This is a genomic window from Streptomyces lunaelactis (assembly GCF_003054555.1).
Lineage (GTDB): Bacteria > Actinomycetota > Actinomycetes > Streptomycetales > Streptomycetaceae > Streptomyces > Streptomyces lunaelactis.
On sequence record NZ_CP026304.1, the window covers coordinates 6,600,545 to 6,611,629 of the forward strand.

Here is an 11,085-nt window from a genome sequence, read left to right on the forward strand (position 1 = left end):
ACCACCGCTATGGGGCACCTGAAGCATCGCGATCTGAACGCTACCCGGGAGCGGCTGCGCGACCAGGTCGCCCACGCTCTGCGGGCCGCCCTGATCTCCGGTGAGCTGCTGCCCGGTGAGGTGTACTCCGCGCCGGTCCTTGCCGAGGACTTCGGGATCTCCGCCACGCCGGTGCGCGAGGCGATGCTCGACCTGGCTCGCGAGGGCCTGGTCGAGCCCGTCCGCAACAAAGGCTTCCGGGTCACCGAAGTCAAAGAGCACGACCTCGACCAGTACACCGAGATCCGCGCGCTCATCGAGGTCCCCACGATCGGCCGGATCACCCGCTCCACCCCCCGTGAGGAGTTGGAAGCGCTGCGGCCGGTCGCCGAGGAGATCGTGCGAGCCGCGCGCGACCACGACCTCATCGGCTACCTGGAGGCGGACCGGCAGTTCCACCTCTCGCTGCTCGCCCTCTCCGGTAACGAGAGACTCGTCGAAACCGTCGGTGACCTGCGCAAGCGCTCGCGCCTGTACGGGCTCACAACCCTGGACGAGCGAGGCGAGCTGATCCCGTCTGCCGAGGAGCACCTGGAACTCCTCGACCTGATGCTTGCGGGCGATGCGAGGGGCGCGGAGAAGTGCATGGCCAAGCACCTCGGGCATGTCCGCTCGCTCTGGGCCAAGGGCGGGACCGCGGCGAAATCCGGCAGGTAGCGGCCCGGTCGAGGCGGACCGCAGCCCAAGGCGGCGGCCAGGGCCCGATCGCGGCATCCCGCTCAAGTGGCAAAGGCGGCGGGGCCCGGCGTTTCGCCCAGTCGTCGCGGGCTCGCTCCCATCCGTCGCATCCATCGGGTGGCGGGGCGTGAGGCGGCCTCGACCGATTGCGTGTCACCCACACGCGCGTTCGGAGTGGCGCAGCCACGAATACGGGGTCTCTCTGGTTGCAGTGGTCAGTTCCGGTATCGGGTGACCCACGGACGCGGAGAGAAAGCGAGCGGCCGCCTATGGCGAGAAGACATCAGGCGCTGCGTACTCCACGGGCCGCGGGCCTGGTGGGCATCATCTTCGCTCTGCTGCTCGGCGCCTGCATCATTCTGGTCCGCCTGACGCTGCCTGGCGACCCGGGTGATGTGAGCGGCGACTGGTTCTCCGACGCCTCGCGTCGGCGCACGGTGCAGACGGCGCTCGGCCTTGTCCCGTTCGCGGGCATCTTCTTCCTGTGGTTCATGGGCGCTGTACGCGCACGTATCGGGGATGCGGAGGACAAGTTCGTCGCCACTGTCTTCCTGGGCAGCGGTCTGCTCTTCGTGGCGACCCTCTTCGGTGCTGCGGCGGCAGCGGGAAGCCTGCTGGCCTCGGCGGGTGTGTCGGGGGCCGGCTCCGGGCAGCAACTGCAGTCCTTCGGCCAGCACTTCACCTACGGCCTTCTGACGACCTATTCGATGCGCATGGCAGCGGTGTTCGCCCTGTCGACCTCCTCCATCGGGCACCAGCTCGGAGTCTTTCCCCGATGGCTGTCCCTCCTGGGCTATCTCGTCGCCCTGACACTGCTCTTTGTGACGGACAGCATCGCCTGGTCGGAGCTGGTCTTCCCGCTGTGGGCCCTGGTTGTCAGCCTGCACATCCTTGTGGCCGGTCTGCGCCGGCCGTCCGCATCGGCCTCCTCGTCATGACGCGCTGTTCCCTGGCGTTGCGGGCCCATGACGCTTCTGGCCCGTCTGTGCTCGCGACAACACGACAACACCCGCAGGCTGAGGCATAGAACCGCTGGAAGGGCGCTCCTTGATGAGGCTTGTCGTCGATCTGAACCGCTGCCAGGGATATGCGCAATGCGCGTTCCTCGCACCCGATGTCTTCGCCATGCACGGCGACGAGGCACTGCTGTACAACCCGCAGGCCGACGCCGAGCAGAGTGAGCCCCTGGCGCGTGCCGTGGCCGCGTGCCCCGTCCAGGCCATCCTCGTGGAGGGCCTGGACGAAACGGCCGGTGTGCCCACCGCGCCCGGTGAGGAGGCATCCCGTGGACGGTGACCGCCAGCTGGAATGGTTGAGGCGCGAGGGACGGATCGTGATCGTCGGCGCCTCACTGGCCGGCTTGCGGGCCGCGGAGACGCTGCGGGACGAGGGCTTCGCCGGTTCGCTCACGCTGATTGGCGACGAGCCGTACGAGCCGTACGACCGGCCGCCCCTGTCCAAGCAGGTCCTGCTGGGGAAGGCGGCCGCCGACCGCACCGCGCTTCCCCGGCGACGGGACCTCGACGCGCAGTGGCGCCTCGGGGTCGCGGCCACCGGTCTCGACCTGGCGGCGAGGCACGTGCAACTCGCCGACGGCGACGAGGTGGCGTACGACCGGCTGCTGATCGCGACCGGTGTGCGGGCCCGTCCGTGGCCGAACGAGAGCGAGGCGGAGCTCGACGGGGTCTTCGTCCTGCGCACCCGCGACGACGCGGCCCGGCTGCACAGCCGGCTCGCACGGGGTCCACGCCGGGTGCTCGTGATCGGCGCGGGATTCACCGGCTCGGAGATCGCCTCCGCCTGCCGGGAGCGGGGAATTGCGGTCACCGTCGCGGAACGCGCCGCCGCGCCGCTGGTCGGTGCCCTCGGCGGTGTGATCGGCGATGTGGCCGCACAGATGCAGCGCGAACAGGGCGTGGACCTGCGCTGCGGTGTCATGGTCACCTCGCTGGAGGGTGACTCCGCAGGGCGCGTGCGCTCCGCCCACCTGTCCGACGGCGCCGAGGTCGAGGCGGACATCGTGGTCGTCTCGCTCGGCTCGACCCGCAACACGGAATGGCTGGCCGGATCCGGGCTGGGTGCGGGCCCCCGTGGCATCGCGTGCGACGCGGGATGCCGGGCCTTCGACATCCAGGGCCTTGTGACCGACGACGTCTTCGTCGCCGGCGACGTGGCGAGGTCCCCGCACCCGCTGTTCGGGTACCAGTTCCTGTCCCTGGAGCACTGGGGCAACGCCGTCTCGCAGGCCGAGACCGCCGCGCACAACATGGTCAGCGCCGGCGCGGACCGCCGCCCGCACATGTGGGTGCCGGCCTTCTGGTCCTCCCAGTTCGGGGTGAACATCAAATCGGTCGGGGTGCCGTCCATGGGCGAGGAGATCCTCATCAGTCAGGGTGCGCTGGCGGAGCGCAAGTTCACGGGAGTGTACGGATACCAGGGACGCGTCATCGGCGCCGTCAGCTTCGACAACTCGCGGTGGCTGCCGTTCTACCAGCGGCTGATCGAGTCGACCGCGCCGTTCCCGCCGCCGTTCCCGACCCTGGACAGGCGCTCCGACGGACAGCGCTCGCTCCCGGCCGATTTCCCCGACCCCTCCGTGCCCACCCACGGCCCGACCGTCACCGTCAGCGGCTACTCGCCCGCCGACCGGCGGATGGTCTTCACCCCCAGCCGATGACGACCGCGAGCCGTCCGACGACCGCGGGCCGTCCGACGGCGGCCCCTCCCGTCCGGGTCCGTCCGGGGCCGGACCACTCCACCGCCCGAGCCGTCTCCGGCGACGCCTCCACGGCCGGCGCCCACGCCCACAAGGACCCGTCATGACGTCACTCCTGCGGCAGATCACCGACTATTCCAACCGCGCCAACCCCTACCCCCTCTACGCGGAGCTCCGAAAGACGCCGGTGGCCCACGACGAGGACGGCCCGTACGTCATCAGCACCTACCACGAGATCGAGAGCCTGCTGCACGATCCGCGGATCAGCTCCGAGGCCCGCAATCTCTCCGCGCCGGTGGCCGACGAGCTGCAGCAGCCGGAGCAGGAGACGAGCCTGCCGCCCGGCTTCCTGCGGCTCGACCCCCCGGAGCACGACCGGATGCGCCGTATGACCAACCGCCCCTTCGGGCCGCCGCACAGCCCCCGGCGCGTCGAGGGCATGCGCCCGGAACTGGGTGAGATCGTCTCCGGTCTCATCGACGGTCTCGCGAACGACGGCGGCATCGACCTGGTCGACCAGTTCTCCTACCCCTTCCCCGTCACGGTGATCTGCCGACTGCTCGGTGTGCCGCGTGAGGACGAGGCACGCTTCCACACCTGGGCCGACACCCTCGCCGCCAGCCTGGATCCCGCCCCGAGCGAGGACCTCGCCGAGCGGGACCGCATCGCGAAGGAGGCCAGGACGCAACTGGGCATGTACCTGGCCGGGCTGATCGAGGAGCGGCGCAAGTCGCCGCGTGACGACATGCTCTCCGCACTGGTCAACGGTGGTGGACCGGACGGAGCCATGACGACGATGGAGGTGCTCAGCACCGCGGCCCTGCTGCTGATCGCAGGCCATGAGACGACGGTCAACCTGATCACCAACGGGATGCTCACCCTGCTGCGCCACCCCGATGTCCTTCAGCGCCTGCGGGACGAGCCGCGCCTGGCCGTGCCGATCGTGGAGGAACTGCTGCGCTACGAACCGCCGGTGCAGTTGCTGCCGCAGCGCACACCGATCGCCGACATCGAGGTCCGCGGTGTCACCATCCCCAAGGGATCGTCGTTGTGGCTGGTTCTGGCGTCGGGCAACCGCGACCCGCAACGCTTCGAGGACCCCGACCGCTTCGACCCGGACCGGAAGGACATCCAGCACCTGGGACTCGGCAGCGGTATCCACAGCTGCTTCGGCGCGCCGCTGGCCCGCCTCGAGGCCCAGATCGCCCTGTCCGAACTCGCCCGCAGGCTCGACAATCCCCGCCTGGTGGAAGATCCTCCGCCGTATCGCCACAACGCAGTCCTGCGGGGACCCCGCCATCTGAACATCGAGTTCGACGGCCTGCGCGCGTAGGCCCTGTCCGGCCGAGCGGACCGGTGCCCCACCCGCTTGTGGCGAATGGGGCACCGGGATCGCCTGTCAGCACTCGGTCGTGACCGAGACCTGGCCGAAGCCATGGGCGGTGTGCGGGCTGAGGCAGACGTGCTCTGCCCGGGGCCGCTGGACTGTCACCGTTTCTTGACGGCGCCGCAGTCGCCGGCGGCGCACTTGCTCAGCCAGCTTGCGAAATCGGCGTCGTAATTGGTGCCGATGGTGCTGGTGAGCAGGGTGCGGGCGGCGTTCCAGTTGCCGGTGCGGTAGTGGCCGAGCAGGGTGGTCACGTCCTGGGGGTGAGACTGGATCAGGTAGCGGACGGCCAGGTAGCCCCACTGGTAGATCCGGGTGGTGTCGGAGTTGTCGTAGGTGGTGTCGACGAGCTGGCTGAGCTTGTAGGTGTTCTTGCCCGCCTCGGTGATCGCCTTGTCGTAGGTGACGTTGCGGTACGAGTAGGAGATGTACTCGGCGAAGCCCTCCACCCACATCACCGTCGGGGTGGTCATCCCCGCTTCGAAGTCGCCGTACATGTCGAAGCGGCCGTCGAGGTAGTGGGTGTACTCGTGGTTGAGGTTCCAGATCTGGAAGTCGGGGCGCAGCCACTCCGCCTCGTAGGCGATGAAGCGCGGCAGGTTCCCGGCCTGGGCCGGGTCGCCTTCCAAGTACATGCCGCCGTTGTCGGTGGAGATGCCGTAGAGGACCCCGGCGTAGGTCTTGTAGTCGGTGCTGGAGTCGAAGGCGACCACTTCGAGGGTGGTGTTGTTGTCGTCCTTGACCGGCCCGCTGTCCTTGACGATGCCGTGGAAGTAGGTGTCCTGCTTGAGGAGGCTGTCGCAGCTGGCCGACAACTCGGTGTCGGTCATCTGCTGGGCGAGGATCTTCAGGCTCGGACCGCAGGTGTGCTTGACCTTCAGCACGGCGTCGCGCACCCGGTTCTGCAGGTCGCAGGTGCCGTAGGAGGAGCAGTTGGCCTTGTCGAACTCGTCCGTCATCTCGGCCACGCCGACCCAGAGCGCGGCGGTGCGGCCGGTGATTTCGCTGCGGTCGAGCAGTTGCTTGGCCAGCGGGCTGACGGTGGGCTGGAGCACCGAGTGCTGCAGGAAGCGTCCCAGTTCACGCCCGGCGTTGCTGGTCAGGTAGGCCTTGTCGGTGCCGAGCAGGTCGTCGTGGGTGACGGCGAAGTCGCGAAGTACGGTCAGGATGCTCGGGTCGGCCTGCACGGCGGACACGAACTCCGGAAACTGGTGGCCGCGGAACAGGATGGTGTAGGTGTTGTTGACCGCCGCGAGCATCGACCAGGAGCCGTCGTACGAGGAGTCGTAGTCGGTGAGCAGGCGCTTGACCACGCTGAGGTAGCGGGCGTTCTCCCCAGCGCTGTCGACCAGGGTGACCGCCTCGGACAGGATGGCGCCGTTGCCGTCGTTGACGTCGAAGGCGCGGGGCGAGGCGTAGAAGGCATCCAGGCTGCCCTGGATGGCGCTCTTCAGCGCCGGGCCGTAGTCGCCGACGGTTGCCGGCTGATTCCACTGCACGTAGTACCCGGCACGCAGGTACAGCACGACCTGGGCGGCCGAAGTGCTGTTGTCGCCAGGGTAGTTGGCGGCTGTTTCGCGCAGTGCGTCCGCCACCGTGACCATCTGTTCCTCACGGAAGAGGTCCTTGGCGTTCGAACCGGTCACGTTGAAGAACGTGTTGATACAGGTGGTTTCCGAGTCCTTGATCTGCGCGATCAGGGCGCTGCCGGTCTTCGAGGTGAAGTCGCTGACGTTGCAGTCCGCCGCGGCCCTCGGTGCGGCCTTGGTGCGCCGAACGGCATCCAAGGTACTGCGGAGCGGGGGGCGGTCGGCCGCGTCCGCGGTCTGCTTCATCGCCCGCGCGGCGTCGGGGGCGAGCGCGGTGGCATCCGAGGTGGGGGTGGCCGGCTGCGGGGCGGGGGCCGACGTCGGCTTGAGGGCCTTGGCCCCGACTGGGGTGGCCTGCCCGGTGGGGGTGAGCAGGGTGAGACCCAGGCAGGCGATCAGGGCGGCTATCAGTAGGCGAGCGAACGCTCTTGTTGTGGGGGAACTGCGCATGAGGGTGGCCTCCAGGCCGGTCGGCGGTGTGGGGTCCGCGGACCGTGGTGACAGCGGGAGTTGGACATTCCCAGAGCTGTCATGCCCACGGAAAATGTGAAGGTACAATTTCACAGTTCACATGGCAAGGGAAGGGTCCCGCAGGCTATATCAAAGCTGACGTACCATCAGAGATTGCCACTTTGCGGGGCCGGTGGTAGCCGCATGATCAGCAGGACCTCCGGACCGCCATCGGCGATGCCGGGGAGTAGCGGCGGATGTTCGCGCTCCAGAAGCACGGAACCATGCCGGCAGCTTGATCGAGGAGTCCATGCGGCGGTGGGAGCAGCCGCCAGACGATGCGGAGGGGCGTTTGCGGGACCCTGGCCCGGAAATGCACTGCTCAGCTGCGCGCTGCGGGTTCGGTTGTCGTTCCTCGGCTGAGGTCCGCGCGGCGAGCGGCGGCATGGGCAGCGTGACGGGCCGTGGCGCCGTTGTGCGATCACGGCCCGTCACATAGCGGCGAGGTCCGACAGTCGGCGGGCCTTTCCGGCCCGCCGCGGTGTCAGGTGGACCAGATGACTCCGCCGTTGTGAAGAATGACGACCTTGCCGTCCGCCCGCAGGACCAGCTGGGCGTTCTCGTGGCCGTGGCTCTTGGAGGCCCAGATGGGGCGGTCGTCGGCGTTGTGGATGACGAGGTTGCCGTCCTGCTGGAAGATTGCCCGGTGGTTGGCGCCGAACGTCATGGCCGCCCAGATGGGCTTGCCCTTCTCGTTGTAGACGACGAGGTTGCCGTCGCTCTGCATGACCATGCGGATGCGGTTGGTGGACCAGGCCTGTCCGACCTGCAGGACACTGGCCGCGTAGACGGTCTTCGTGCCCCAGTTCGGCTTCGGGGTCGCCTTGGCCTTCTTCTCGGGCGAGTTGCTCGCCTTGGGGCTCGGCGAGGGCGCAGCAGGCTGGACGACGGCGACCTTCGGAGCCTTGCTCTTCTTCGGCTTCGCCTTGCTCGGGGACGAACTGGGCTTCTCGGCCACGTAGTCGTCGAGCACGGCGGGGGCGGAGCTCGCGTTCAGGACGGTGTCGGAGTCCGCGGCCAGCCCCTTGGCGGAGTCGGGTCGCTCGTCATTCGCGCTCCCCACCAGCAGCAGGGGTATGGCGACCAGGACGGCGCCGGCGATCGCGGCCCCCGCCAGGATCGGCTTGCGGGGGCGTCCTGTGTCGGTACCGGTGGCGGCCTTGACGTCAGGCGGCGCCGTTCCGACGGCCGCCGCCACGGCGACGCCCTCCTCGGGCTCCTCGGCGGGCTTGGCGGCGGCCGGGGGCGGGGCGGCGGCGGTGGCGGTCGCGGCAGCGGTCTCGCCGCTCGGGGCAGTGCCTGACTCCGCCTTGGGGGCCGCGGCGGGGCTCGGGGCCTGCTCGTCCGGTGCCGAGGACGGGGGTGGCGACCCGGCCTCCTCTGCGCGGGCGGCGGCCGCCTCCGCGTTCGCGCCGGGGGTGTGGTGCTGGGGGGACATGCGGTACTCCTCCTCGGTGGCGGAGCTGTCGGTGGTGGGCACGGGCCCGCACAGCGGCCGGGCCGGACGAACGCCCGTCGGCGCGGCGGGCTTTGGGCAAGTGCCGCGTCGAGTGAGCCGGTTCGGCTCTCGGTCCTGGTCGTCGAGTTCCGCGTGACCCTCCGCGGCGGCGGCCGCGGACCGGTCCGAGCCTTTCCGGGCTGCGAACCTTTGCGAACCTTTCCGAGCCGCGAAGTCCTCCCGTACAGCCCTGGCTTGGACGTCCGGGCGGAAGGCATGTGTACGTCGACGGGTCCGATGGCACACCCAACTTAGCCCGTCACAGGGGCGACAGCAGCACTCCCAGCCCCAACCGCCCCACCGCTTTGTCCACCCACGCCTCACTGGTCCTCAAAAGTTCACCGACCGGGCAGCAAACGGGCACGCGGGGGCCCTGATACGGACATGACCCGGTCGCCCACGGGCGGGGCGCGTGTGGCATCCTGTTGGCTCCCCGATCTGATCAACGTCGAGGTGCGCGCATGGCGCGCGGCACCCAAGAATTCGTACGGACCGAAGAGTTCAGGTGAAAATGCGGCCCGGAGAACGGCAAGAGGGCAGGCATGATGCCTTGTCCGTGGTGCCTGACGGCTCCGGCCCGACCGCCGCTTCCGAGCCAGTCGTTGCCGACGTCACCGAGACCACCGAATTCGCGGACACGCCCGAGATACCCGAGGCCGTGCGGGCCGCCGCCCGCCGGGCGCCGGGGCACTGGATCGGCGTGGTCGACCCGGAGTGGACCGAGGAGCGGACGCCGCCGGAGTGGGCGGTGCTGGGGGAGTGGCAGTCGGACGAGGACGGGGGCGTGGGGGACTACCGCGCCAACCCGGCGTACCGGCCCTCGGCCCGGGTGCTCGGCTGGCCGGAGCCCAGCGACCCGGTGGACGCGGCGGCGCAGCGTGCCGCCACCGGTTACGGCTCGGTGGACGAGGCGCTCGCGGCGCTCGCGGAGGCGGAGATCACAGTGGTGCGCGGGCCGGATGGCGGGCCGCTCACGGCCACCGGCCTGGACGGGGCACCGGTGGTGCTGTTGTTCACCTCGCCGGTACACGAGTTCATGTCCGCGGCACTTCGACATGACACGCTTCCCGCACGCGAGTTGGCCCGTTCACTGAGTGCTTCGGGCACCCGGTTGCTGGCGAACGCCGGAGCCGCGGCCCCCTTGCTTGTCCCGGCGGACAGTCTTCTCGATCCCGTACGTGTGCCGGGTGCCGAGGGGGCGCCCGCAGCAGAGGCCGTGACGGTGGAGAGCTCCGGCGGCCCCTCCGGCTCGGCGGACCGCACCGGCCCTGCGGCCGCGGCCCGGACCGACAGCTCTCCTGAACCCTGGCCCCACACCACAGGGAGGACCACGTGACACGTTCGGCCCCACAACCCCCCATCTCCCCGTGTGCCGAGCCCGGTTCCGACGGCGAGGAGACGGCCGCGACCGCAGCCGTCGCCGAGCCCGCACCCGCACCCGCACCCAAGACCGAGCCCAACTCTGAGCCCGCGGAGGCGAAGAGCGGAGCCGAGGCCGGTACGAAACTTGCCGCGGCCGAGGAGACGGCCGCACAGGGCAGCACCACAGAGCCCGAAGGCGGCGCCGGCTCCGAGACCGGCACCAACTCCGAGACCGGCACCAGCTCCGAGAGCGGGGCGGCCTCCGGCAGTCAGTCCGAAGCCGAAGGCGACCCCGGTGCCGCCGCGGCCGCCAAGAGCCGGCTGCCGGCGCTCGTACGGACCATGACCGTGACCGCGATCGACCGGCCGCAGCAGCAGGCCGGACCGGTGGGGCGGCCGGGTAAGGCGGTGCTGGCCGGGGCCGCGGTCGCGGGGGCGCTGCTCGTGGCGGTGCCGTTCATGATGCTCGGCGGGAACGACGACAAGGACCGCAGAGGGCCGGCGTCGGCGGGAACAGTGCTCGGCGGGAACGCGCAGGACGCACCGGGCGAGTTCGCTACGACCACACCCGACACCGGTTCCTCCGGCGACGGCAAGAAGGACCCCGACCAGCAGGGCAAGCAGAAGGAGCCGGTGAAAGAGGCTTCCGCGTCCGCTCCGGTGAAGGGCGGGGACAAGGGCGAGGGCCGGCCGAAGGACGCCGGTACGAAGGACCAGCCGGAGAAACAGAGCGGCGGGAAGACGTCCGATGGCCGCAAGGACCAGCCCGCGAAGGCCGGTTCGGGCGTGACTCTCAGTGCCCCCGTCTCCCTGCGCAGTCACCTCTCGGGCCGTTGCATCGACGTACCGGGCGGCGACTTCAGCGACGGCAAGCAGCTGATCGTGTGGGACTGCAACAACGGCCCCGCGCAGAGGTGGCAGTTCGCCTCCGACGGCACCGTCCGCATCAAGGGCAAGTGCCTGGACGTGGCCAACGCGAACTACAACGACGGCACCCCCATCCAGATCGCCTGGTGCAGTGGCAACGCCGCCCAGAAGTTCGTCCTGAACGCCAGCCACGACCTGGTCAACACCGTTGTCGGCAAGTGCGTCGACATCAAGGACAACAACCGGGGCAGCGGGGCCCGGCTGCAGCTGTGGAGCTGCGCGGGGACCGACAACCAGAAGTGGAGCGTCTGACAGGACGCCCGCAGACCGAGAACACCGCTCTCGGCACTCGCCCGCCCCCAGGGCGAGGCATGATGGCACCGTCGGCTCGCCGACACGCGCCCCCGGACGAGGGGGTGCCCACTGCAGACGCCCCCGT

The 11,085-nt window shown here is 69.8% G+C and carries 9 protein-coding genes; 7 read left to right on the top strand and 2 right to left on the bottom strand.

Annotated elements, in window-relative coordinates; translation table 11 throughout:
- Positions 1 to 9 precede the first annotated feature (9 nt).
- The 5 genes from SLUN_RS30440 (at position 10) to SLUN_RS30460 (ending at position 4,766) form a co-directional block, all read left to right on the top strand.
- Entirely contained in the window at positions 10 to 696 is a 687-nt protein-coding gene (locus SLUN_RS30440; RefSeq protein WP_108153162.1) for a GntR family transcriptional regulator, read from the top strand.
- Between the two features lie 290 nt (positions 697 to 986).
- A complete protein-coding gene (locus tag SLUN_RS30445; protein WP_108153163.1) occupies positions 987 to 1,655 on the top strand; it encodes a hypothetical protein in 669 nt (222 codons plus the stop codon).
- 112 nt (positions 1,656 to 1,767) lie between these two features.
- Positions 1,768 to 2,013, top strand: a complete 246-nt coding sequence (locus SLUN_RS30450) for a ferredoxin (RefSeq protein WP_108153164.1) — start codon at positions 1,768 to 1,770, stop codon at positions 2,011 to 2,013.
- Entirely contained in the window at positions 2,003 to 3,394 is a 1,392-nt protein-coding gene (locus tag SLUN_RS30455; RefSeq protein ID WP_108153165.1) for an NAD(P)/FAD-dependent oxidoreductase, read from the top strand. The genes SLUN_RS30450 and SLUN_RS30455 overlap by 11 nt, the downstream gene beginning before the upstream one ends.
- A gap of 142 nt (positions 3,395 to 3,536) precedes the next feature.
- Positions 3,537 to 4,766, top strand: a complete 1,230-nt coding sequence (locus SLUN_RS30460) for a cytochrome P450 (protein ID WP_108153166.1) — start codon at positions 3,537 to 3,539, stop codon at positions 4,764 to 4,766.
- A gap of 155 nt (positions 4,767 to 4,921) precedes the next feature.
- On the opposite strand, the gene SLUN_RS30465 is transcribed toward SLUN_RS30460, so the two are convergent.
- Together SLUN_RS30465 and SLUN_RS30470 are read right to left on the bottom strand one after the other, a co-directional pair.
- Positions 4,922 to 6,859 (bottom strand): collagenase, encoded by a 1,938-nt coding sequence (locus SLUN_RS30465; RefSeq protein WP_108153167.1) that lies wholly within the window; start codon positions 6,857 to 6,859, stop codon positions 4,922 to 4,924.
- 544 nt (positions 6,860 to 7,403) lie between these two features.
- On the bottom strand, positions 7,404 to 8,357 hold the full coding sequence (locus tag SLUN_RS30470) for a mannose-binding protein (RefSeq protein ID WP_108155023.1): 954 nt from the start codon (positions 8,355 to 8,357) through the stop codon (positions 7,404 to 7,406).
- Between the two features lie 571 nt (positions 8,358 to 8,928).
- On the opposite strand from SLUN_RS30470, the gene SLUN_RS30475 reads away from it, so the two are divergent.
- Together SLUN_RS30475 and SLUN_RS30480 are read left to right on the top strand one after the other, a co-directional pair.
- Positions 8,929 to 9,753 carry a type VII secretion system-associated protein gene (locus SLUN_RS30475; RefSeq protein WP_108153168.1) on the top strand — a complete coding sequence of 275 codons (825 nt, stop codon included), beginning with the start codon at positions 8,929 to 8,931 and terminating at the stop codon, positions 9,751 to 9,753.
- A complete protein-coding gene (locus tag SLUN_RS30480) occupies positions 9,750 to 10,958 on the top strand; it encodes a ricin-type beta-trefoil lectin domain protein (protein ID WP_175313798.1) in 1,209 nt (402 codons plus the stop codon). The genes SLUN_RS30475 and SLUN_RS30480 overlap by 4 nt, the downstream gene beginning before the upstream one ends.
- Positions 10,959 to 11,085 lie beyond the last annotated feature (127 nt).